Consider the following 24,799-nt stretch of genomic DNA (forward strand, 5'->3'; position numbering starts at 1 on the left):
TTAAGAGGCGACCCGGCTGATCGCGTCAGCGAGCTGCGCCTGCGAGAACGGCTTGCCGAGGCGGGGCAGATTGGCGATCTGGGTGCCTTCGGGCAGCTCGGCGTAACCGGTTGCGAGAATGATCGGCATCTCCGGCCATTCCTCGCGGATCACTTCGGCAAGCTCGGCACCGGTCATGCGCGGCATGGCATGGTCGCAAATGACCAGATCGACCGGCTGCCTGCGCATGATCTCGAGCGCCTCCGGACCTGCCATCGCCTCGAACACAGTGTGACCGAGATCCTCCAACATCAGCGTCGTATTCATCAGGACCAAACCATCGTCGTCGACGGCGACGATGCGCAGCCCGCGCGGCGTATTTTCCGCGCGTTGCGGCGGGTCGGCGGTGACCTCGGCCACCTGCTCGAGCGTGACGACCGGGAACCACAATTCAGCCGTCGTGCCTTCGCCGAGGCGGCTCTTCAGCATGAGGCGGCCTCCGGACTGGGAGGCAAGACCCTGCACCATGGAAAGGCCGAGACCGGTGCCCTTGCCGACACCCTTGGTGGTGAAGAACGGCGTAATTGCCTGCTCCATCGTCTTTGCATCCATGCCCTCGCCTTCATCGATAACCGCAATGCGGACATAACGGCCGGACGGCAGCGGACCCTTGCCCGATGGCACTGATTCCTCGGCAGCGCGAAGCAGGATCCGGCCGCCGGACGGCATGGCGTCGCGGGCGTTGACGACGAGATTGAGGATCGCCATCTCCAGCTGGTTCGGATCGGTCAGGATCGTCGGCAGCCGGATGGGGAAAGAGGTCTCGATCCTGGTAAGGGGGCCGAGCGAACGGCTCAGCATATCCATCATCCCGCGCACCAGGCCGGAGACGTCGATCGGCTCCATATGCAGTTCCTGCCGGCGGGAAAAAGCCAGCATGCGCTGCGTCAACGCCGCGCCGCGCTGGGCACCCTGCATGGCATTGTCGACAAGCGATGTCAGCGACCGATCATGCGGCATGCGTTTCTTCAGGATTTCGAGACTGCCGAGCACGGCCATCAGCAGATTGTTGAAATCATGGGCGATACCGCCGGTCAACTGACCAATCGCCTCCATCTTCTGCGACTGGAACAGCTCTTCGCGTGCCTGCTCCAACGCCCGCTGGGTCTCCATCTTCTCGGTGATATCGCGGGTGATCTTTGCAAAACCGATAACCTGGCCGTCATCGCCGCGTATGGCGTCGATGACGACGCTGGCCCAGAAACGGGTGCCGTCCTTGCGCACGCGCCAGCCTTCCCTCTCGAACCGGCCTTCGGCGCGGGCGATGCCGAGTGCAGTCTGCGGCATGCCGGCGGCACGGTCCTCTAGGGTATAGAAGGTCGAGAAATGCCGGCCGATGATTTCATCGGGCCGGTAACCCTTGATCCGTTCGGCGCCGAAATTCCAGCTGCTGACATTGCCGCTGGGATCGAGCATGTAAATCGCATAGTCGGAGACGCCCTGGACAAGCCGGCGGAACTGTTCCTCGCTCTGGCGGATCGCGTTTTCAGCAGCCCGGCGTTCGGTCAGATCACGGGTGATCTTGGCAAAACCGATGAGTTCGCCGGAGGGATGGCGGATGGGATCGATGATCACATGGGCCCAGAAGCGGCTGCCATCCTTGCGCTGGCGCCAGCCCTCCCCCTCGAACCGGCCTTGCTCCTTCGCGGTCGCGAGCGCGCGCTCCGGAGTTCTCGCGGCGCGGTCCTCCTCGAGATAGAAACGGGAAAAATGCTGGCCGAGAATTTCGGAAGGCTTGTAACCTTTGAAACGTTGAGCGCCGGTATTCCAGCTGGTGATGATGCCTTCGGGGCTGAGCATGTAGATGGCGTAGTCGGTGATGGCATCGACCAAAAGGCGAAAACGTCCCTCGTCGTTAAGAGACGGGTCTTGTCGATTCAGCGATTCCATCAGCCCCTCTTAGTCACCAGCGCATGATAACGCGGCGGCGGCCGGATGGTTCCGAAGCGGCCTCAACTTTCAGACGGCCTTGACCTGCGGATAGAACCGCTCGCCGACCCGCTCGGCAGCGGCATAGGCCTGCGAGACGATTTCGGGCACGAGATCAATATCAGGCAGGCTGCCAAGCCCAAGCGGACCGATTGCAAAAAGTCCAGCGACCGCCGAGCCGTCCTCGAGGAAGGGCTCGCCGCGCGCATTCACCGCCAGCCCGAGCGAGAGCTCGTCCGGCATGGCAAGGCCCGCGGAAAACAGGCTCTGGATCAGGGGCGCCGAAAGATCCGGCGCCTGACAGCGGCAATCGATGATGCGCTCGGCTTGGATGATCTCCTCGGCGGAGGAACCGGCCGGCGTGAAAAACAGGCCGCTCAGGCCCCGGCGGCCGGCACGCCCACGGCGCAGCACCGTGCGGCCTTCGGCAAGCTCGCGTGTCAGGCGTAGATGCATCGCCTCCGGCAGGCGGTTGCGATGGCTGTCGTAGATTGCCCGCAAATGGCGGTTGAACTGATGTTTGTCGGGGGCCGGCAGCGAGCGCCAGAGCGAACGGGCATGTTTTCTCAGGCCGTTCATCACCGATTGCCAGCTTCGGCCCTCTTCCTCAGCCTCGCGACAGGCCTGGCGAATGAAGCGGACGATGTCGGGAAGGCTGTCGGGCAGCGCTTCGGCCGGAAATACCGGATCGGCAGAATTCGGCGTATGGCTCTGGGGCAGGAAGCCGCGGCGGGAAATGATCGTCACCTGGCCGGCATAACCGGAATCGCGCAGCTGCAGCAACTGGTCGACGACGCGGATGCCGCTGCCGAGCAGCACCGCATGCGGCCTTGCCACAAGGCGCTGGGCCCTGACCGGCGAAGCCTGCCGCTCGCCGGCATCGGGATCGCTCAACCCGTAGCCGGTGGCAAGGATCACCGTATCGAACAGCGGATTGGCAGGATTGGCGCTTTCGAGCAGGAAGCGGTTGCCATGGCTCCTGCGGATTGCCACGACCGGATCGTTGCAGACCTGGACGGTAATGTCGCGGCGCGCGGCAAGCGCTTCCGAGAAGCGCTGGTAGACATAATCGCTGAAGATTTCCTTTGGCACGAAGATCTGCCGGAAACCGGGGATAGCGGCCGGCACGGCGGCGCGGAAGTCGGCATTGCTGCAGAGCCAGTCGTTGAAATCGTCATTATCGCCGGCCGAGACCGAGAGATCGCGTACGCGGGTGTTGAGGATCGTCGAGGCCCGAGCCGAGGCCAGCGCCTGCCCGCCGCTGACCGACGAATTCGGATCGAACAGCTGCAAATGGAAAGGCGCGCGCAGCGTCTTCATCAAGGCTATGGCCGCCATCATGCCGGAAAAGCCCCGGCCGACGATTGCAATACGCGGCACGGCTGATATTTGCGCCGCCGCACTGGCTCTGGCGGAAAAAAGTCCCTGAACCGTCATCGCAACTCCTTTGCGGCTTCATCCGCACGTGTGTCGATCAAGGTTTCAACGCATAAAAGCGGGTACGCGTTGATGAGGTTCAAGCGGCCGTTCATGAACATCTGCCGCAGGATCGAGGTTCGGGCCGGAGGCCTCGAAAGTGCCCGAGCGGAGCAATAACGCTCGCTCTATAGTCTATTAAACTAGTCGTGTATCAAAGCGCCAAATCGCCCGTATGGCAAGAGCTTTCTTGCAAAGGCAATTCAAGCTGTTGAATGATAATAGGTTTTAGAAGTAGCGAGACGTCTGTTCGGCTTCAGCCGTCCTCGCCCGGATATTGCTTCGCCTTCAGAAGGGCGGCCAGATGCACAGTGTTGCGGGCCAGCATGTCGACGGCTTTGGTCACCACTTTCGGGACCTTGTCGAGATCGACGAAATTGGTGGAGCCCATCGCTTCGCCGACCCAGTAGGCGACGGCATTGGCCGGGATCGTGAAGCCGACGTCGTTCAGCGCCTGGTAGATCTCGGCCGACACATGATGGGCGCCATCCTCGTTGCCGACGACGGCGACCGCCGCGACCCTGCCATAAGAGACCATGCGGCCTTGATCGTCGGTCTCGTCAAGGAAAGCATCCATGCGCTCCAGCGCCCGCTTGCAGACGCTGGAGGGCTGGCCGAGCCAGATCGGTGTCGCCATGATCAGGATATCGGCGGCGAGCACTTTGGCGCGAATATTCGGCCAGTCATCGCCTTTGCCCTCGTCCGATGTGACGCCCGGCTTGACGTTGAAATCGGCAAGCCGGAGCACCTCCGTCTTGACGTCATGGGCCGACAGCGCCTTGTCGATGAGACCGATCATCCGGTCGGTCGAAGACGGCTCCTTGGCATCACTTGATTTCAAAGTTGCATTGAGAGCGAGGGCTTTCAGCGGCATGGTCTCTCTCCGGAAATGATTGCCTGACGGGGGTTGTCTGCCGCAACCCACCCGCGCGCCGATTGTTCCCATGGGGATACGAGGGGACCTCACGTAAAAATAACCAGTTGGTGAATTCTTTACTTGAACGCTCAAATGGAATCGGCAAAAGTAACGGTGCTATCAATCCTTTCATGGATTTGCCGTCTTTTCGGGCCAGCGTCCGATCACACATCTATTGGAAAAAATACCGTGAGCAGCGATGCGTTAATACGCGCGACGAAGCCTTCGGCTTCGATGGCGCTTGCAACTGCGGCAGGCTGGGGCCGAGGCCTCTTCACATTGGTGCGCATCACCATGATGGCCTTCCGTCACCCCTGGCAATCGGGCTTTGCGATCGGCGCCACGCTGGTTGCTTCCACCTTCCAGCTGATGATCCCCCGGCTTCTCGGCCAGGCGGTCGACCACACGCAGATGGCGATGAGCGGCGGCGCGGCCGGCCAGGCGGCACAGGACGCGCTGCTGACCACGGCGCTGCTCCTGCTCGGCGCCAGCGTGCTGCGCGGCCTCTTCACCATGGTCCAGAACTATTACAGCGAAGCCGTCGGCCATCACATCGGCTACGAATTGCGGCTGGCCTGCTACGAGAAGATCCAACGCCTCTCCTTCAGCTTCCATGACACCGTGCATTCCGGCGATCTGATCACCATCGGCCTGCTTGATCTCGAAGGCGTGCGCATGTATTTTTCCACGGCGCTCGTCCGGATGATCCTGCTGTCGATCCTGATCGGCATCGGCGCCTATATGCTGCTGTCGACCGACATGGTGCTCGGCCTGCTGGCGCTCTCCTTCGTGCCCTTCGTCGGCTGGCGCTCCTCGGTGACGCAGCTCAGGCTGCGCGCCACCTGGCTCGACCTGCAGGAGCGGCTGTCGGTGCTGACCCGCATCATGGAGGAAAATCTCGGCGGCATCCGCGTCGTGCGCGCCTTTGCCGCGCAGGACCACGAAATGTCGAAATTCGAGGCGGCATCGAAAAACGCACTGGCGCTCGCCCATCAGCGCGTCGGCATCCGTGTGACCAATACCAGCGCCATGACCTTTTCCTTCTTCGCGGCGATGGGCCTGGTGCTCTTCGTCGGCGGCGGCAAGGTAATGTCGGGCGAGATCACCGTCGGCACGCTCGCCTCCTTCCTGACCTTCATGACCATCTTGCAGATGCCGGTGCGCCAGCTCGGCCTGATGGTCAATGCTTTCGCCCGCGCTTCCACCTGCGGCTCACGCCTCTTCAACCTGCTCGACCTCGACATCGCGATCAAGGATGAGCCGGATGCCAGGGAATTGGCGGTGACCGGCGGAGTGCTGCGCTTCGAGAATGTCAGCTTCGCCTATCCCGGCTCGGAAAAGCGCACGGTGCTCCATGATGTCTCCTTCGAAGCCAGGCGCGGCCAGACGATCGGCATCGTCGGGCCTCCGGGCAGCGGCAAGTCGACCATCGCCCATCTGATCCCGCGCTTCTATGACGTTAGCGGCGGCAAGATCACCATCGACGGCCAGGACATCCGCAAGGCGACGCTGCAATCGCTGCGCCGGGCGGTTGCCGTCGTCCAGCAGGATTCCTTCCTGTTCACCACGACGATCGAAAACAACATCGCCTATGGCGACCCCTGGGCGAAGGAAGGCCGCATCGAGCGCGCCAGCGAGAGCGCCCAGCTGCACAATTACGTGCTCGGCCTGCCCACCGGCTACGACACCGTCGTCGGCGAGCGCGGCGTTTCGCTATCCGGCGGCCAGCGCCAGCGTCTTTCGATCGCCCGCGCGCTGATGCTGAAGCCGGCGGTGATGGTGTTCGACGATTCGACGGCGGCGATCGACGCAGCCACCGAGCAGCGCATCCGCAGCGCCATGCGCCGCTATGCCGCCGACCGCGTCACGATCATCGTCGCCCACCGCCTGAGTTCACTGATGCATGCCGATCAGATCCTGTTCGTCGAAGACGGCCGGATCGTCGAGCGCGGAACGCATGCGGCGCTGCTGGCGCTCGGCGGGCGCTACAAGGCGCTCTACGACCTGCAGGTGCGGCCTGGCGACGAAGTGTTGAGCGCGTGACTTCCTCTTCTCCCCATCGGGGAGAAGTGCCGAGCAAAGCGAGGCGATGAGGGGCGAGGCGCGATAGCGAAGGACAAATGAGGGCGTGCCGTGTGGCCCCCTCATCCGCCCTTCGGGCACCTTCTCCCCGCTGGGGAGAAGAGGACAGGCAATTGATGTGCGAGCCACCCGATGCGATGGCCGCAGGAGGAACGACGATGGCCGAGGAACTGGAAACCGAGCGTCCCGACGTTCGCGAGGATGGACGCCGCCCGCCGCGGGCAGTCGTCGGTTCGCATCGCGTCGAGGAGGAGATGTTCGGCAAGGCCTTCGACGGCAATATCGTCAAGCGCATCTGGGCTTTCGTTCACCCCTATCGCCGCCAGGTCGCCTGGTCGGTCGTCGCCGTCCTGACCTTCACGATGATGCAGTTGCTGATCCCGCTGATCATCCGTTACGCCATCGATCACGGCATGTCGCCGGGCGGCAGCCCTTCGGCGCTGATCTGGTCGATCGCCGCCTTCGCCATCGCCATCCTTATCAACTATGCGGCAAGCTACGCGCAGGAGACGCTGGTCGGCGGTGTGGCGGAAGACGTGCTCTTCGATATCCGCAGGGCGATGTTTTCGCATCTCCAGCGCGTCTCGCTCTCGTTCATGGACAAAACCGAGGTCGGACGGCTAATGTCGCGCCTGCAGGGCGACGTCAACTCGATGCAGGAATTCCTCGAAACCTCGGTTCTCTCGGTCGGCGACATCGTGCTGCTCTTCGGCATCGTCTTCGTCATGCTCTATCTCGATTTCAAGCTGGGGCTGCTGACGCTCTCGGTGCTGCCGGTGCTGTTCATCGTCCGGCTGTTCTGGCTGCCGCTCGCCCGCAAATCCTTCATGGCCGCGCACGAGACCAATTCGGTGGCCAACGGTGCGCTTGCCGAAGCTATCCACGGGGTCCGCGCCGTCCAGAGCATGGATCGGCAGGGCGTCAACTTCACGCTTTACGACGACAAGGCGCATGCGAACCTCAGGACGCATCTGACGGCGGCCCGTTATGCCCAGGTGATGGTGCCGATCGTCGACAGCCTGACCGGTGTGGCGATGGCGCTCGTCATCGTCGTCGGCGGCGCCCGCGTTCTGAACCAGGCCCTCGATGTCGGCGTGCTTGTCGCCTTCCTGTTCTACATCCAGCGCTTCTTCGACCCGATCCGTTCGCTCACCTTGCAATATTCGGTGATGCAGCGCGCCATGGCTTCCGGCCAGCGGCTGACCGAGGTGCTCGACGTGCCCGTCGACATCAAGGACGCGCCCGACGCCAAAGCCCTGTCTCGCGACATGGACGGCTCGGTCGAATTCAAGGACGTCGTCTTCGGCTACAATCCGAAACATCCGGTGCTGAAACATGTGAGCTTCAAGGTCAATCCTGGCGAGACGGTGGCGCTTGTGGGTCCGACAGGCTCCGGCAAATCGAGCTGCATGTCGCTGATCCACCGCTTCTACGACGTGCAGCAGGGCCAGGTGCTGGTCGGCGGCCACGATGTGCGCGAGCTGACGCAGGATTCGCTCGGCGCGCAGATCGCCATGGTGCTGCAGGAGCCCTTCCTCTTCACCGGCACCGTCTTCGAAAACATCCGCTACCACAAGGCGGAGGCGACGCGTGAACAGGTGATCGAGGCGGCCAAGGCGGTCGGCGCCCATGAATTCGTGATGCGCCTGCCCGATGGTTACGACAGCGTTCTCGGCGAACGCGGCGGCAATCTCTCGCTCGGCCAGCGCCAGCTTTTGAGTTTTGCCCGCGCGCTGGTAGCGGATGCCAAGATCCTGGTGCTCGACGAGGCGACCGCCAATATCGACAGCTATACCGAGATGCTGATCCAGAAGGCGCTGGTGAAGCTGCTCGAAAACCGCACCGGCCTCGTCATCGCCCATCGCCTGGCGACCATCCGCGAAGCCGACCGCATCATCGTGCTGCAGAACGGCGAGATCATCGAAAGCGGCGACCACCGGCAATTGATGAAGAACGGCAAGCTCTATTCCAGGCTCTATAACCTCAACTACGCCTCCTTCGACGATATTCCCGAAGACGTGCTGGAAGAAACGACGGCAACGCAATCGGCGACCTAGAGCCTTCCTGGTTAGGCTGAAGATTCTGTTGGCTCAAACGGAGCTGGATGGTCGACCGGCCGGAGCGTCGTAGCCCAGTTCTACGGCTAAGCCGGCCGGTCGATTAGCCGGCCCGTTTCAGCCAACTCGAAGAGCCGGGCATCTCTAGCCAGGATCAGAGGCGATCGGCTCGGACTTACCAAGGGGTATTTTCGCCAATCGCCTCTGCCCTGATGAAAACCTGCCCCGGCAGAATGCTTCAATCTAACCAGCAAAGACTCTATGACCAAAGGCGGATGACATGCATTAACGCATGTTGCAAAGATTGAACGAACCAACGCCTTGCTGCCGCATTTTCCTCTTAATCGGGGGCCGGTACCACTGAGGAGAACATTATGAAGAGCATTATCAGCAGCCTGTTGATCGCGACGGCCCTTGTGGGATCGGCTATTCAGCCCGCTGCCGCGCGTGACCATCACCACCACAACAATACCGGCCGCATCATCGCCGGCGGCGTCGCCGCAGGTGTTGTCGGCGGCCTGATTGGCGGCGCGCTTGCCAATGGCAGCCCTCGCTACGTCGATGAAGGCCCGCGTTATGTGGAGAGCCCGCGCTATGTCGAACCGCAGCCTAGATGCTGGTACGAGGACCGCGACGTCCGCAACCGCTATGACGGCGGCTACCACGCCGAAACCGTGCGGGTCTGCGAGTAAACACTGAAGCTTTGGCAGCGTGATCTCATCGCCGCTGCTTTTATCCATCGGCCGAGGCTGCCTTCCGCAGCCTCGGCTTTTCTCTGCAAAAATACTCCGCCCGCCCCACCGCCTGTCATGCCACTGTCAGAGACGAGCAATAGCTGAGAACCAATGAATGATGGTCCCGTGAACGACGGCAAAATGCGGAAAAAAGAGCGCATGCGTTTTGTCAGCGCCGAGCAGGTGGCGCAACGGGCGGGCGTTTCGCGCTCCGCCGTGTCGCGCACCTTCACGCCGGGCGCAAGCGTTGCCCCGGCCACGCGGGAAAAGGTGCTGCGGGCGGCCGAAGAACTCGGCTATCACGTCAATGATCTGGCGCGCGGCGTGCTTGCCAATCAGAGCCGCCTCGTCGGCATTGTCGCGACGCGACCGGAAGTGGGTTTTCGCGCGCATCTTGCCGCAGCCCTTGCCAAATCGCTGATCCGCCGCGGCAGCATTCCGATCCTCGTCAACACAGGCCAGACGGAAGAGGAGCTTCTTGCCGCCCAGAAGATCCTGATCGGCCACCGCGCCGAGGCGATCATCATCCTCTCCGGCTCGCCGCCGGCAAGTTTCCTCGAACTCGCACAGCGAAACGGTCAGCCGCTCGTCGTCATCGGCCGTTCGGAGCCCGACGCCGACCATGTGCACGCCGGCAATTCCGAAGCCTCGCGCAGGGCGGCGAAGGCCTTTTACGAAGGCGGCAGGCGGCGGCTGGCGGTGATCGGCTCCAACTCGGGAACGCCTGCGATCCTCGAACGCGAAAGCGCCTTCCTGTCGGCGGCCGAATCGCTCGGCGCATCCGTCGTTGTCGCACGCGGCGACGATTCCGATTATCAGGGCGGCGTCACCGCCGGCCGCGCGCTGTTCTCAGAAAAAATAAAGCCCGACGCCGTCTTCTGCGCCAACGACTTGATCGCCTTCGGATTGAAGGATGTCGCGCGCCAGGAAGCGCGGCTGCGCATTCCGGAAGATCTCGCCATCATCGGCTTCGACGACGTTCCGGAATCCGCCTGGCTGAGCTACCAGCTCACCACCTTCCGCCAGGACCCGCTAGTTATGGCGCAACGCGCCGTCGCGCTGATGGAGCGGCGGCTTGTAAACTCGGACGCTCCGCCGGCTTCCGAACGCGTCATTCCGGAACTGGTCATCCGCCAGAGCTTCAGGCCATAATCCCTCCCTTGACTTTTCGCAGGCGCCATCCTGTGGCAAGAAAGGAAAATGCGATCCGATCGGGAGGAAAATCGTCGGAGATGAAGGGAATTCGCCAGCTCGCCGAGCATCTCGACATTTCGATCGGGACCGTGTCCCGGGCGCTGAACGGCAAGCCCGACGTCAATGACGAAACGCGCCGGCGCGTGCTCGCTGCTGCCGAAGAGCTCGGTTATGTCGCCAACCAGTCGGGTCGCAGCCTTCGCCAGGGCATGACCAACGTCATCGGGCTGATGCTCGAGGTCAGCCGCGAGACGGTCGAAAACAGCGACGACTTCTTCCTCGGCGTTACTGACGGGCTGCAGAGCGTCTTTTCCCGCCACAAGCTCGATCTGGTCATGCTGCCCTGCCCCGATGACGAGGATCCGCACGAATATCTGAAGCGCATGGTGGCGCGCCGGCTTGTCGACGCGCTGATCATCTCGGCGACCCGGCGCACCGACCGGCGCATCGAGCTTTTGGAAAAGGCCCGCATTCCCTTCGTGGCACTCGGGCGTAGCGCGTCGGGCGGCAGTTATACCTGGATGGATCTCGATTTCGAGGGCGTGGCGGCCCGCGGCGTCGACCGGCTGGTGGCAAAGGGCCATCGGCGGATCGCGGTCGCCGCTCCCTCCTCCGACATAAACCTCGGCTACATCTTCCTCGACAGTTACCGTCAGGCGCTGAAACGCCATGACATTGCCTTCGATCCCGCCCTCGTCATCCGCGTCAAGTCGAGCGAACAGGGCGGCTATCAGGCCGGCCACGAACTGCTGATGATCGAGGATCGGCCGACCGCGATCATCCTGATCCACGAGCTGATGGCGATCGGGCTTTACCGCCGGCTGGCCGAAGCCAGCATCGTGCCCGGCCGCGACCTCGCCGTCGTCGGTTTCCGCGAGGAGCCGCGCACGCATTTCCTGCAGCCGTCGCTGACCTCTTTCCGCATGTCGCTGCGCGATCTCGGCGCCCAGCTCGGCGAAACCCTGCTGGCCAGCATGCCGGCCTATGCCGAGCACTATCCGCAGGGCGCCCGCAACCGGATCTGGCCGCTGGAACTCGTTCCCGGCGAAAGCGATGCTTTCACCCTGACCGATTGAAGCGGCTCGCTCATACCCGGCTCGGCGCCGCGGGCGGCTCCCGGCTCGACAGCTGACGCGTGACGAAGAAGACCAAGAGGGCGCCGGCGGCAAGGCAGGCGGCGAGGAAGAACATCGGCGCGATCGTGCTGCCGCTCTGATCCTTGATCCAGGGCACCACGTTCTGGGCGACGAAACCGCCGAGATTGCCGACCGAATTGATGGCGGCAAGACCGGCCGCGGCCCCTGCACCTTTCAGGAAACGCGAAGGCAAGCTCCAGAACACCGGCTGCGGCGCGAAGATCCCGGCTGCGGCGACGCAGAGGAAAGCGAATTGCAGCGCGTGGTTCGCGATCAGCGCCGAGAGCAGCAGGCAGGCGGCGCCGATGAAGGCGGGAATGACGATATAGGGCGTCTTCGATTGCGCCTTGTCGGCCATGGCCGGAACGGCATAGAGCGCCACCGCCACCAGCAGCCAGGGAATGATGTTGAGGAAGCCGTTGACCGTGTTGCTGACGCCGAAGGCCTTGACGATGGTCGGCAGCCAATAACTCAGCCCGTAGGCCGACAGCGGAAAGGCGACATAGCAGAGCGCCATCAGCAGGACGCGCGGGTCGATCAGCGCCTTGAAGCCGTTTCCGGCATGTTCGCCCATGCCGGCATTTTCCGCGGCGAGCCGGCGTTCGAGCCAGCCCTTTTCCTCACCGGTCAGGAAGCTCGCATTTTCCGGCCGGCCGGGAAGATAGAAGAAGGTGACAATGCCGGCGATGATGGCGGGAATGCCGGTCGCCAGGAAAACCCATTCCCAGCCGGCAAAGCCGTAGAGGCCGTCGAGATCGAGCAGCACGCCGCCGAGCGGTGCGCCGACGGCATTGGCGATGGCGCTGAAGATCATGAACAGCCCGACCATCCTGCCGCGATAGACCGAGGGAAACCACAGCGTCAGCAAATAAAGCACGCCCGGAAAGAAGCCGGCTTCGCAGACGCCGAGCAGGAAGCGCAGGATATAGAACATCGTCGCATTCTGCGTGAAAGCGAGCGCGACGGTGACGATGCCCCAGGAGATCAGGATGCGGGCGAACCAGATGCGGGCGCCGAGCCTGTCGAGGAATAGATTGCTCGGCACCTCGAAAAGGAAATAACCGATGAAGAACAGTGAAGCGCCCAGGCCGTAGGCATATTCGCTCATGCCCAGCGCATCGACCATCTGCAGCTTGGCGAAACTGACATTCTGCCGGTCGATATAGGCGATCAGATAAAGGATGCCGAGAAACGGCATCAGCTTCCAGGTGATTTTCGAGATCAGCCGCTTCTCATTGACCATGCGTATTCTCCGGAATGATCATGTTGCGTCATGGCTTAAATAGCGCTGGCCGCCAATATTCAATCGCGCGAGGTATTTTCTGCGGTATCGCAACCCTGATTAGTGGCCGCACCCAAGGGATGGGTGCGGCCTGTCATTGACTATTCGGCAGCAGCGAGGGCGCGGCGGCCGATCGTGGCCTGGGTCAGCACGAAGGCTAGGAAGGCGCAGAGCGCGATGCCGGCGGCCATCGGAACCGCGGTGCCGTCGAAGAACAGGCTCGATATTACCATGGCGACGGCGGCGATGACGAAATGCAGCGTGCCCATCAGCGACGAGGCGGTGCCGGCGATGGCGCCGTGATCCTCGAGCGCCAGCACCGCGCTCGTCGGAATGACGAGGCCGAGGAAGCCGTAGCCGATGAACAGGAAGCTCGCCATGACGGGCAGCTGGTTGAAGCCGGAGGCCATCACCACGGCCATGACGACCATGGCAAGCGCAAAGGCGCTGACCGCAATCCGCATCACGCGCACCAGGCCGAAACGCTCGCCGAGCCAGCCGGTCGCCTGCGACACCGCGAAGAAGGAGACGGCGTTGATCGAGAAGGCGAAGCTGTATTCGGTCGGCGTCAGCCCATAATGCTGGATCAGCACGAAGGGCGAGTTGGCGAGATAGACGAGGAAGCTCGAAATGCCGAGGCCGCCGATGAAGGTCAGCGTCAGGAAATTGCGGTCGGAAAGCAGCAGCCGGTAGGCCGCCATGGCGCTCTGGAGGCCGCTGCCGCTGCGCTCCTTGGCCGGCCGGGTTTCCTCAAGCTGGGTGGCGAGCAGGACAAGACCGATGAAGGCGGCAATCGTCACGGCCCAGAACACCCCGCGCCAGCCATAGAATTCGATGACAGCGCTGCCGGTCAGCGGCGCCAGGATCGGTGAGATCGAGAACACCAGCATCAGCAGCGACATCAGCCGCGCCGCCTGCACGCCGGTATGCATGTCGCGGACGATGGCGCGCGGGATGACCATCCCGGCGGCACCGCCGATGCCCTGGACGAAACGGAAGGCGATCAGCGTTTCGATATTGGTCGAGAGCGCGCAGCCGATCGAGGCGACGGCGAAGACGCCGATGCCGAGATAGAGCGGCAGCTTGCGGCCCCACATATCCGATAGCGGCCCGTAGACGAGCTGAGCAAGCGCAAAGGAGATGAAGAAAGCGAGAAGTGTCAGCTGGGTGACGTTGTTATCGGCATGCAGGTCCTGGCCGATCGAGGGCAGCGCGGGAAGATACATGTCGATGGCGAAAGGCCCGATGGCCGAGAGAAGGCCGAGAATGAGGGCCATGCGAAAGAAGGAAGCCGTCATAAGGGTGATCTTTCATAAAAGCGCAGCGGAAGCATCGGACGGTCGCTCCGCCGCATGGCTCTTAAGGGAGGTAATAATGATCGTTCGCGCGGAAGACGAAGTTGGGAGCTCATATCTTCAGCGGGAAGCAGACGTGTCAATAAATTTGGACACTGATGTAAACTAGACGCCATTGTCTAAAACGTCAAGACGCCTTATCTTCGCTATCATGAAAGATCGCATGACACCGGCAGTCCGGATGGGAGGGCATACGCAGCGCGGACAGTGCGCCAAGCGCATGTCGATCCTCGATGCCGCCGCCGACGTCTTCTGCCGCCAGGGTTTTGCCGGCGCCAGCATCGACGAGATCGCCGCCGTCGCCTGCGTCTCCCGCCAGACAATCTACAATCACTACCGCGAAAAAGAGACGCTGTTCGTCGCCGTCGTCGAGGACGTCATGACCCGCGCCAATGCCATGCTGTTCTCCGTGCTGTCGAGCTTCCCTGAGAAGTCAGACGATCTGGAGGACGGGCTGACGGCCTTTGCCGTGCGTCTCAACAAGAACTGCATCTGCAATCACGACGGAAAATTCCTGCGCAAGCTGGTGCAGACGGAAGGTGAGCGCTATCCGCACCTGTTCGAAAGCTGGCGTCAGCAGGGCCCCGGCAAGCTGACCAATGCCCTTTCCGCGCTTCTCGCGCGGCTCGCTCATAAGGGCGCGCTCGTCATCGACGATTTCGACGTCGCCGCCCGGCAGTTCGTGGCGCTTGCCAATGCCGACCTGGAGATGATGACGCTTTTCGGCGAAACACCCAGCGATGAAGAGCTTGATAAGGCGGCACGCAATGCCGTCCGCACGTTTCTCAAGGCCTATGGCAGACCGGCAGCGGATATTGCCGGCCGACCGCCGGAGCTTGCAGCCATAGCCGGCTGATCAGGCAAAGACCGTCATCTGCGACGGCACGACCGCGAACATGCCGACACGGCGTGCGGCAAGATAATTCACCAGCTGCTTAACGACAGAAGGCATGACCGGCTTCTGCACCACGCCGACCGCGCCCTTGACGCCATCGGCGACAACCTCCGGATTCCCGGTCATGAAGACCACCGCAATGCCGTGCTCTTGCGCCAGCCGCCGGCCGATCTCCGGCCCGGTCGGGCCGTCGGCGAGATTGACGTCGACGAAGGCGATATCGGCAAGCGGCGCCAGCCGTAACGCCTCGTTGCGATCGCTTGCAAGGCCTGCCACTTGCATCCCCATGCCTTCGACGGTCGCCCCGAGATCCAGGGCGATCAGGAATTCATCTTCGACGATCAATACTCTCTGTTTCATGAGATCATCTCGTTGCCAGCGCCGCACGACATTTGTGGCCATGATACGTCCCCTTGTTACGCAGATACTTCGAAAGAGGCATGCGCTCCGGCAGCTGTCCCTGCTCGGAACTCCTTGTCGTAACGGGCAACTTGACGATATGTTCCGCGGTGGAACGCTGTTTTTCAGATTTAAGATGTTGTTAACATTGATAAATTCTTAACAAAAAAGCCGACGAAGAAAAACTGCGGCGGATTCTTCTCAATCTCAGCGCACGTCTGGATGATGGCGCGATGACACGATATGATTATTCCATTGGCCCGAAATCGAGGATCACGTTGAGAAAAAAGCTTGTCGCGCTGGCCATCGTGATCGTCAGCCTGTTTGCCTATACGAAATTGATGGCCAGGATCGGCTCGGGCTCTCCGCCCCCGGATGCGCCGCTCGCGCAACAGGCCGATCTCATCCGCGTTTATAAATCCGAACGCCGCATGGTCCTTCTCAAAGGGGATGTTCCGATCTCGACCTATCGGATTTCCCTTGGGCAGGCTGCCGACGGCGGCCCCAAGCAACGGGAAGGCGACGAAAAAACACCGGAAGGGCACTATGAAATCGACTGGCGCAATCCGAAGTCGATGGCGCATCTCAGCCTGCACATTTCCTATCCGAGCCCCGACGACCAGCGCAATGCCGCAGCTGGGGGCTTTTCGCCCGGCGGCAACATCATGATCCACGGGCTTCCCAATGGCTGGGGCCTGTTCCGGCAAGCCCATCGGCTATGGGATTGGACCGATGGCTGTATTGCCGTCACCAATGCGGAAATGCGCGATATCTGGGCCCGCGTCCCCGATCATACGCCCATCGACATCATGCCCTGACGGTTATCAGCCCTTAGAGCCTTTCCTGACGAGGACCGGCTCGCTGCGGTAATCGGCGGGGAACAGCGACTTGAGATTCTCGATCTTCGGCAGGTCGTTGTAGACGATATAGGGATAGGTCGGATTGAGCGTCAGGAAATCCTGATGATAGGCTTCGGCCGGATAAAAGCCGCTGGTGTCGGACACTTTGGTGACGATCGGCTGGGCGAAGACATGGGCCTTGTCCAGCTGGCCGATAAAGTGCTCGGCGACCTTGCGCTGCTCGGGACCGGCGACGAACAGCGCAGAGCGGTACTGCGTTCCCTGGTCCGGCCCCTGGAAATTCAGCTGCGTCGGGTTGTGCGCCACCGAGAAGAAGATCTGCAGCAGCTTGCCGTAGCTGACCTTGCTCGGATCGAACGTCACCTGGACGGATTCGGCGTGACCTGTCGAACCGGTGCTGACGGTTTCATACTGCGCTGTTCCGGCCTTACCGCCGGCATAACCGGAGACGGCGCTCTTGACGCCCTTGACGTGCTGGAAAACGCCTTGGACACCCCAGAAACAGCCGCCGGCGAAAATGGCGGTCTCGGTGCCCGGTCCGGCAGCCTCGTCGACATCAGGCGGGGGGATGACGACAGCATCTTCAGCCGCGCTTGCGGCACCCGCAGCGATTGAGAAAATCATAGCGGCCAGGAGCCCGGCAAGGCTCCGGCGGCGGTGAGACATGGACATTGCGCTACTCCCTGCGATCGTCCAAATCCTTGCCTATTCCTTTCGAATCCGCAAATCACAAGGCGATCACTCACGTCGATGTGACAGCCGGACGAAAGCGCCTGTGCGAAGTTGAAACAGCGCGCGAGTGAGATTGACAATTTCCCGTAGAGTGAGGAGAGTGCCGGCCGGTCAGAGCCTGCATCGCCTGTATCCTTGGGGGGAACCTATGTCCGCGCGCTCGTTTTTCGCTTCCGCGACAATCGCATTTTTTTCCACGATCGCCATCAGCTTTCCCGCAGCCGCTGCGGATACCAAGCGCGACATCCAGACGATCAAGGACGCCGATTTCTTCGGCTTCGATCTTCGCACCGAGCAGAACGTATCGCTCGATCAGTGCAAGACTTCCTGCATCGGCGACAAGAGCTGCAAGGCCTTCACCTACAATCCCAAGGTGAAATGGTGTTTCCTGAAGTCGGACTTCAAGACGATGAACGCCTTCCCCGGCGCCATCGCCGGCAAGATCGTCGAGACATCAGGCAAGCAGGAGCCGGATCTCGGCGCCGCGCCGCGCCTGACCTTCCTGACCAACGACCTGATCCAGCAGGCCCGCGACTTCAAGGACAATCTCGAGCTGACCGACGACCAGCAGGGCCAGGGCGCCGACAGCCTGACGGCCAACGCCCGCATCGACCTCACCGCCAACAATCTGGCCGACGCGCTCAAGTCCTTCCATGGCGCGCTGTCGATCACCCCTGACGACGCCGATCTCTGGCTCGAAACCGCCCGCGCCGCAGCTTCGCTCGGCACCGCCGAGAGCGGTACGAGCGGCCAGGCCGTGCTCGACGCCCTGAACGGCTACGAGCTGACGCGCACCAAGCCCAAGCGCGCCGAGGCGCTCGCCGTCCTCGCCGACGCCCTGGACCGCAACGCCAATTACCGCCCGGCGCTCGACGCCTACAAGGCGAGCCTGGCGCTGGTTGCCTCCGACGATGTGCAGACAGCCTATCTGCAGCTGAAATCGACGCAAGGCTTCCGCATCACCGAACACACGGTCGATGCCGACAGCGCCACGCCGCGCGCCTGCGTCACCTTCTCCGAGGCGCTCGTCAAGACCACCGACTACACGCCCTTCGTGACGCTGAACGGCGCCGCCCCCAAGGCGCTCGAAACCAAGGACAAGCAGATCTGCGTCGAGGGGCTGACCCATGGCGAGACCTACAAGATCGCATTCCGCACTGGCCTGCCGTCATCCGTCGACGAGGCGCTCGATGCCCCCGTCAGCATCGATGTCTATATCAAGGACCGCAGCCAGATGGTGCGCTTCACCGGCGACAGCTTCGTGCTGCCCTCGACGGCGCGCCGCGGCATTCCGATCGTCTCGGTCAACCTGGCCTCGGCCAACCTCAAGCTCTACCGCATCGGCGATCGCGCCATCGCCCCGCTCCTGACCAATTCGCAGTTCCTGAGCCAGCTCGACGGCTACAGCGCCCAGAACATCGAGGATCAGAACGGCGAACTCGTCTGGCAGGGTTCGATCGACATCGCCAACGAGCTCAACAAGGACATCGTCACCAGTTTTCCGGTCGACGAGGCGCTGCCCGAGCGCAAGCCGGGCATCTATGTCATGACTGCAACCGGCCCGAACGGCCCGACGCAGGAATGGGATTCGCAGGCGACGCAATGGTTCCTCGTCTCCGATATCGGCGTCACCACCTATGCCGGCACCGATGGCCTCAATGTCTTTACCCGTTCGCTCGCCTCGGCAAAGCCGATATCGGGCGTCGAGCTGCAGCTGCTTGCCAAGAACAATGAGGTGCTCGGCACCGCGACCACAGACGAAAACGGCCGCGCCACCTTCACCGCCGGCCTGATCCGCGGCACGGCGGCGCTGACGCCCGCCGTCATTACCGCCAAGAACGGCGCGTCGGACTACGTCTTCCTCGACATGACGCGGGCCGGCTTCGACCTCTCCGACCGCGGCGTCACCGGCCGCGCCGCACCCGGCGCGATCGATGTGCTCACCTTCACCGAACGCGGCATCTACCGCGCCGGCGAAACGGTGCATGCCCAGGCGCTCGCCCGCGACACCGACGGCAACGCCATCGAGAACCTGCCGCTCACCTTCATCTTCAGCCGTCCCGACGGGGTCGAAGATCGGCGGATTGTCAGCCAGACCAGCAATCTCGGCGGTTACAGCATCGATTTCCCGACCCAGGAAAACGCCATGCGCGGCACCTGGACGATGAACATCTATACCGATCCCAAGGGCAGCGCGATCGCCACCAAGAGCTTCCTGGTCGACGATTTCGTGCCGGATCGCACCGACATGGAAATCACGACCGAGGCCAAGGAAATCGGCCCGGATACGCCGGCCACGATCAATGTTTCCGGCAAATATCTCTATGGCGCCCCGGCCGCCGGCCTGACGCTCGAGGGCAATGTCGTCGTCAAGCCCACGCGCGAGAGCGCCGCCTATAAGGGCTTCCTCTTCGGGCTTGCCGACGAGGAGGCGAGCGAGGATTCGCGCCTGCCGATCGACGGCCTGCCGGAACTCGACGAGAACGGCGAAGCCTCGACCGATCTCACCGTCGGCGACCTGCCGGCAACGACCCAGCTGCTCAACGCCACCGTCTACATCAGCATGCAGGAGGCCGGCGGCCGCGCCATCGAACGCTCGCTCACCCTGCCGGTGAAGAATGATCGCGCTTCGATCGGAATCAAGCCGGAATTTTCCGGCGATCTACCCGAGAATTCGATCGCCAACTTCACGGTGATCGGCGTCAATGCCGAGGGCGAGAAGCAGGAGGCCAAAGGCCTGCGCTGGAAATTCTACAGCCTCAACCGCGAATACCAATGGTATCGCGAGGGAACGGCGTGGAAATACGAGCCAGTCTATACCGCCGAGCAAATCGCCAATGGCAGCGTCGACGCGACGGCGGACGGCGGCAAGATCTCCGTGCCGGTGAAATGGGGCCGCTATCGCCTCGAAGTGGAAAGCCCGGATGCCGACGGCCCGACCTCCAGCGTCGAATTCGACGCCGGCTGGTTCGTGGCCTCCACCTCGACCGAAACACCGGACGGGCTGGAAATCGCCCTCGACAAGGACAGCTACAAGGTCGGCGACACCGCCAAGCTGAAAGTCACCTCGCGCTATGGCGGCGAGCTGATGGTCATGGCCGGAACCGAAAAACTGGTTGCCGTGCAAAATGCGACGATGGGAGAAACCGGCGGCGAAGTCGACATCCCCGTCACCGCGGACTGGGGTGCCGGCGCTTATGTGACCGCGACGCTCTTCCGCCCCGGCGATGCCCAGGACAGTCACATGCCCATGCGTTCGATCGGCATCAAATGGCTGAAGGTCGATCCCGAGCAGCGGGCGCTGCAGGTCAAGCTCGACACGCCCGAAAAGATGCTGCCGCGCGGACCGCTCAACATCGGCCTGCAGGTTGCCGGCGCCGGCGCCAATGAGGATGCCTATGTGACGGTTGCCGCCGTCGATGTCGGCATTCTCAACCTGACGCGCTACGAACCGCCGAACCCGGAGGACTGGTATTTCGGCCAACGCCAGCTCGGCCTTGAAATCCGCGACCTCTATGGCCGGCTGATCGACGGCTCGCTGGGTACAACCGGCAAGCTTCGGACCGGCGGCGACGGCGGCGCCATTGCGCTGCAGGCAAGCCCGCCGACGCAGAAGCTCGTCGCCTTCTTCTCCGGGCCGGTGAAGCTCGACGCCGAAGGCAAGGCCAATGTCTCCTTCGACATCCCGCAATTCAACGGCACGGCGCGTGTCATGGCGGTGGCATGGTCGAAGACCGGTGTCGGCCACGGCGTCAAGGATGTCATCATCCGCGATCCCGTCGTTGTCACCGCAAGCCTGCCGAAATTCCTCGCCCCCGGCGACAAGGCCAATCTGCGCCTCGACATCGCCAACACCGATGCGCCGGCCGGCGACTACAAGCTGCGGCTGACCGGCAATGATGCGGTCGGCATCGACCAAGCCTCCGCCGCCCAGACGATCCGTCTCGAAGCCGGGGCGAAATCCGAGCTGACGCTGTCGCTCATCGGCAAACAGCCGGGCGCCGGCAGCGTCTCGATCAACCTTTCCGACGCCTCCGGCCTTTCGCTCGACCAGACCGTCGACGTGCCGGTGCGCCCGTCATCCCTGCCGATCACCGAACGCAGGGTGCTGGCGCTGAAGCCCGGGGCCAAGCTCACCGTCGACAAGAACCTGCTTGCCGACAGCGTGCTGCCTGGCGCCTCGATCAGCGTCAACGTCACCCGTTCGGCCGCCTTCGACATTCCTGCCCTGCTGATGACGCTCGATCGCTATCCCCTCGGCTGCGCCGAGCAGACCACCAGCCGGGCGCTGCCGCTGCTCTATCTCGCCGAAGTGGCGAAGCAGGCGGGCATCGAAAATGACGACGACGTGCACAAGCGCGTGCAGGACGCGATCTACCGCGTGCTCTCCTACCAGGCCTCGGCTGGCAGCTTTGGCCTCTGGGGACCGGATTCAGGCGACGTCTGGCTCGATAGCTACGTCACCGATTTCCTGACGCGGGCCCGCGAAATGAAATATGACGTGCCGGAAAAGGCCTTCGTGCAGGCGCTCGAAAACCTGCAGAATACCCTCTCCTACACCACCGACATCAAGGGCCAGGGCGATCAGATCGCCTATGCCATCTATGTGCTCGCCCGCAACAAGAAGGCGGCGATCAGCGATCTGCGTTATTATGCCGATACGATGATCAACGACTTCCCGACGCCGCTTGCCAAGGCGCATATCGCCGCCGCACTGGCGCTCTATGGCGATGCCCAGCGTTCGAAGAACATCTTCGTCGACGCGCTGCAGATGTCGCAGCAATCGATGGTGTCGCGGGTGAATCTGTCGCGCACCGACTACGGCACGATCCTGCGCGATGGCGCGGCGATCCTGGCGCTCGCTGCGGAAAGCCGGCCGGTGCCGCCCGTCATCCCGGATCTTGCCAAGGCCGTCGCCAAGGAATGGGGTCGCAGCAAATACAAGAGCACTCAGGAAGAGACCTGGATGCTGCTTGCCGCTCGCGCCATTCAGGGCGGCGATGACGGGTTGAAGGTCGATGTCAACGGCGCGGCCCATACCGGCGCCTATATGGCCCGTATGAGCGGCGATGCGCTCGCCGATCATCCGCTGACGCTGACCAACCAGACGAGCGACGCCGTCTCGGCTGTCGTCACCACCGTTGCCGCCCCGACCGTGCCCCTGCCGGCCGGCGGCGACGGCTTCACTGTCGAGCGCAGCTATTACACGCTCGACGGCGAAGAAGCGAATGTCAGCGAAGCCAAGCAGAACGAACGCTACGTCGTCGTCATCCATGTGCGCGAGACCAACGACTGGCCGTCGCGTATCGTCGTCACCGACCTTCTGCCGGCCGGTTTCGAGATCGACAATCCGAACCTGGTCGACAGCGCCCAGATGACGAATTTCGACTGGATCGGCGAGATAGCGGCCGCCCATACCGAATTCCGCTACGACCGCTTCGTCGCCGCCTTCAACCGCGCCCAGGGCGACGAGCGCGAATTCAACGTCGCCTATGTCGTGCGCGCCGTCACCCCCGGCACCTACGACCATCCGGCCGCCAGCGTCGAGGACATGTACCGGCCGGAGCTTTCGGCCCGTACCGCGACCGGCAAGATGGAGGTCGTGGCAGCGCAACAATGAGACTGTGGCGCAAGATCGCGATCGGGTCCGCCGCCGGCATCCTTCTTGCCGGCGCGGCCCTTTTCGCGCTCGACGCCGCCGACAAGGCCTTTCCGCCACCACTCGATAAAGCGGATTTGGTCTCCGCCGAGGTGCTCGATGCCGACGGCCAATTGCTGCGCGCCTTCGCGACCTCGGAAGGCCGCTGGCGGCTGAAGACCACGGTTGCCGACGTCGATCCGCAATTCCTGCGCATGCTGATCGCCTATGAAGACCAGCGCTTCTACGATCACGGCGGCGTCGACGCCTGGGCGCTCGGGCGCGCGAGCCTGCAATTCATCCGCAACGGCCGCATCGTTTCCGGCGCCTCGACGCTGTCGATGCAGGTGGCGCGGCTGATCGAGCCGCGCGCCGGACGTTCGCTTTCGGCAAAACTGCTGCAGCTGGCGCGTGCCGTGCAGATCGAGCGGCGGCTGTCGAAGGAGCAGATCCTCGACCTCTATCTCACTCATGCGCCCTATGGCGGCAATCTCGAAGGCGTGCGCGCCGCAAGCCTTGCCTATTTCGGCAAGGAGCCGCGGCGCCTGACGGTCGCCGAGGCCGCCCTGCTCGTCGCTCTGCCGCAATTGCCGGAACGGCGCCGGCCGGACCGCAATCTCCAGGCGGCGCAGGAGGCGCGCAAGCGCGTGCTCGAGCGCGTCGCCGTGGCGGAGGCCGTCGGCGACGGCGAGGCAGCGCGGGCTGAGGTTGTCGCCATCCCGCCGCGGCGCATGCAATTGCCGGCACTGGCCGCCCATGTCGGCGAAGCGGCTCTGCGCAAGGAGCCTTCGGTCCTCAAACACCAGACGACCTTGAAGAAGCAGGTGCAGCAGGGGTTGGAGGCGGTCGCCCGGGCGGCGGCGATGAAACTCGGGCCGAAGCTTTCGCTCGCCATGGTGATGGCGGATGCCCAGACGGGCGCGATCGTCGGCGAGGTCGGCTCGGCCGATTATTTCGACGCCAGCCGCTCCGGCTGGATCGACATGACGCGCGTCAACCGCTCGCCCGGCTCGACGCTGAAGCCCTTCATCTACGGGCTCGCCTTCGAGCAGGGTCTCGTCTCCCAGGAGACGATCATCGAGGATCGGCCGGCCGATTTCTTCGGTTACCGGCCGCGCAATTTCGACATGAGCTATCAGGGCGATGTCACCGTGCGCGAGGCATTGCAGCTGTCGCTGAACGTGCCGGCGGTCAAACTGCTCGACGCCGTCGGGCCGTCGCGGCTACTGGTGCGCTTCCGCCGCGCCGAAGTGCGCCCGGCTTTGCCGCCGAACGAAACGCCGGGGCTGGCGATCGGTCTTGGCGGCGTCGGCATCACTCTGAAGGACCTGGTGCAGCTCTATACGGCGCTCGCCAATCGCGGCCAGCCGGCAAGGCTCGGCGACGGCATCACCGGTGAACCGGGCAAACTCGACGGCGAACCGCTTTTGGAGCCGGTGGCGGTCTGGAACGTCGCCGATATTCTCTCCGGCGTCATTCCCCCCGCCGGCGCGCCGCAGCGCGGCATCGCCTACAAGACCGGCACGAGCTACGGCTATCGCGACGCCTGGTCGGTCGGCTATGACGGGCGTTATGTGCTCGGCGTCTGGGTCGGACGGCCGGATAACAGCGCCGTGCCTGGTTTGACCGGCTATGGTACCGCCGCCCCCATCCTGTTTGAAGGTTTCGCCAAATCCGGCATCGCCACGACGCCGTTGCCCCGCCCGCCGGCCGGCGCCGTGCGCATCGCCCAGTCCGAGCTGCCGATCAGCCAGCGGCGGTTTGCGCTGAATGCCAGCGGCCTGCTCGTCGCCTCCGGCCGCGAGCCCGCGCCCCAAATCGTCTATCCGCCCGAGGGTGCCCATATCGATCTCGGCGCCGGCGCAGGCGACCTGTCGCCGCTGATGCTGAAGCTGCAGGGCGGCCGCGCTCCCTTCCGCTGGCTTGCCAACGGCAAGCCGCTGCCCGATCTCTCGCGCCGGCGCACGCAGCAGTGGCTGCCGGATGGCGGCGGTTACTCGAAACTGACCGTTATCGACTCGGCCGGACGCGCCGCAAGCGTGGGCGTTTTCATCGACTAGCGCATCGTGCTTTGC

At 63.1% G+C, this 24,799-nt stretch carries 16 protein-coding genes; 9 read left to right on the forward strand and 7 right to left on the reverse strand.

Annotated features, from left to right (window positions below; all coding sequences use genetic code 11):
* The 3 genes from FHX14_RS00655 to FHX14_RS00665 form a co-directional block, all read right to left on the reverse strand.
* Entirely contained in the window at positions 1-1,929 is a 1,929-nt protein-coding gene (locus tag FHX14_RS00655) for a PAS domain-containing sensor histidine kinase (protein WP_003595040.1), read from the reverse strand.
* A gap of 69 nt (positions 1,930-1,998) precedes the next feature.
* Positions 1,999-3,405, reverse strand: a complete 1,407-nt coding sequence (locus FHX14_RS00660; RefSeq protein WP_184375399.1) for an FAD/NAD(P)-binding protein — start codon at positions 3,403-3,405, stop codon at positions 1,999-2,001.
* A 295-nt stretch (positions 3,406-3,700) separates the two neighbouring features.
* Positions 3,701-4,318 (reverse strand): NAD(P)H-dependent oxidoreductase, encoded by a 618-nt coding sequence (locus tag FHX14_RS00665; protein ID WP_184375401.1) that lies wholly within the window; start codon positions 4,316-4,318, stop codon positions 3,701-3,703.
* Between the two features lie 123 nt (positions 4,319-4,441).
* On the opposite strand from FHX14_RS00665, the gene FHX14_RS00670 reads away from it, so the two are divergent.
* The 5 genes from FHX14_RS00670 to FHX14_RS00690 all read left to right on the forward strand — a co-directional run bounded on the left by FHX14_RS00670 (position 4,442) and on the right by FHX14_RS00690 (position 11,503).
* Complete coding sequence (locus FHX14_RS00670; RefSeq protein ID WP_184375402.1) at positions 4,442-6,403, forward strand: ABC transporter ATP-binding protein; 1,962 nt, start codon at positions 4,442-4,444, stop codon at positions 6,401-6,403.
* Between the two features lie 197 nt (positions 6,404-6,600).
* Complete coding sequence (locus tag FHX14_RS00675) at positions 6,601-8,499, forward strand: ABC transporter ATP-binding protein (RefSeq protein ID WP_184376222.1); 1,899 nt, start codon at positions 6,601-6,603, stop codon at positions 8,497-8,499.
* A gap of 374 nt (positions 8,500-8,873) precedes the next feature.
* Positions 8,874-9,191, forward strand: a complete 318-nt coding sequence (locus FHX14_RS00680; protein WP_184375406.1) for a hypothetical protein — start codon at positions 8,874-8,876, stop codon at positions 9,189-9,191.
* Positions 9,192-9,344: 153 nt separating this feature from the next.
* Entirely contained in the window at positions 9,345-10,385 is a 1,041-nt protein-coding gene (locus FHX14_RS00685) for a LacI family DNA-binding transcriptional regulator (protein ID WP_184375409.1), read from the forward strand.
* Positions 10,386-10,465: 80 nt separating this feature from the next.
* Complete coding sequence (locus tag FHX14_RS00690) at positions 10,466-11,503, forward strand: LacI family DNA-binding transcriptional regulator (RefSeq protein ID WP_184375412.1); 1,038 nt, start codon at positions 10,466-10,468, stop codon at positions 11,501-11,503.
* Positions 11,504-11,513: 10 nt separating this feature from the next.
* Here FHX14_RS00690 and FHX14_RS00695 read toward each other — a convergent pair whose 3' ends face one another.
* Positions 11,514-12,806: an MFS transporter gene (locus FHX14_RS00695; protein WP_184375415.1), complete on the reverse strand. Its 1,293-nt coding sequence runs from the start codon at positions 12,804-12,806 to the stop codon at positions 11,514-11,516.
* 140 nt (positions 12,807-12,946) lie between these two features.
* A complete protein-coding gene (locus tag FHX14_RS00700) occupies positions 12,947-14,143 on the reverse strand; it encodes a multidrug effflux MFS transporter (protein ID WP_184375417.1) in 1,197 nt (398 codons plus the stop codon).
* Positions 14,144-14,315: 172 nt separating this feature from the next.
* On the opposite strand from FHX14_RS00700, the gene FHX14_RS00705 reads away from it, so the two are divergent.
* The gene (locus FHX14_RS00705; protein WP_184375419.1) at positions 14,316-15,056 is read left to right on the forward strand and encodes a TetR/AcrR family transcriptional regulator; all 741 of its coding nucleotides are present in this window, start codon (positions 14,316-14,318) and stop codon (positions 15,054-15,056) included.
* On the opposite strand, the gene FHX14_RS00710 is transcribed toward FHX14_RS00705, so the two are convergent.
* Entirely contained in the window at positions 15,057-15,497 is a 441-nt protein-coding gene (locus FHX14_RS00710; protein WP_184375421.1) for a response regulator, read from the reverse strand. It abuts the gene before it with no gap.
* Between the two features lie 275 nt (positions 15,498-15,772).
* Here FHX14_RS00710 and FHX14_RS00715 point away from each other — a divergent pair, with 275 nt between their 5' ends.
* Positions 15,773-16,312, forward strand: a complete 540-nt coding sequence (locus tag FHX14_RS00715) for a L,D-transpeptidase family protein (protein WP_184375424.1) — start codon at positions 15,773-15,775, stop codon at positions 16,310-16,312.
* Between the two features lie 6 nt (positions 16,313-16,318).
* Here the strand turns inward: FHX14_RS00715 and msrA are convergent, their stop codons facing one another.
* Positions 16,319-17,026 (reverse strand): peptide-methionine (S)-S-oxide reductase MsrA, encoded by a 708-nt coding sequence (gene msrA, locus FHX14_RS00720; protein WP_184375426.1) that lies wholly within the window; start codon positions 17,024-17,026, stop codon positions 16,319-16,321.
* 208 nt (positions 17,027-17,234) lie between these two features.
* On the opposite strand from msrA, the gene FHX14_RS00725 reads away from it, so the two are divergent.
* The gene (locus FHX14_RS00725) at positions 17,235-22,706 is read left to right on the forward strand and encodes an alpha-2-macroglobulin family protein (RefSeq protein ID WP_184375429.1); all 5,472 of its coding nucleotides are present in this window, start codon (positions 17,235-17,237) and stop codon (positions 22,704-22,706) included.
* Positions 22,703-24,784, forward strand: a complete 2,082-nt coding sequence (gene pbpC / locus FHX14_RS00730) for a penicillin-binding protein 1C (protein WP_184375431.1) — start codon at positions 22,703-22,705, stop codon at positions 24,782-24,784. The genes FHX14_RS00725 and pbpC overlap by 4 nt, the downstream gene beginning before the upstream one ends.
* The last annotated feature ends 15 nt before the right edge of the window (positions 24,785-24,799 follow it).

The sequence above is a fragment of the Rhizobium sp. BK619 genome (assembly GCF_014195245.1).
In the GTDB taxonomy this organism is placed as follows: domain Bacteria; phylum Pseudomonadota; class Alphaproteobacteria; order Rhizobiales; family Rhizobiaceae; genus Rhizobium; species Rhizobium acidisoli.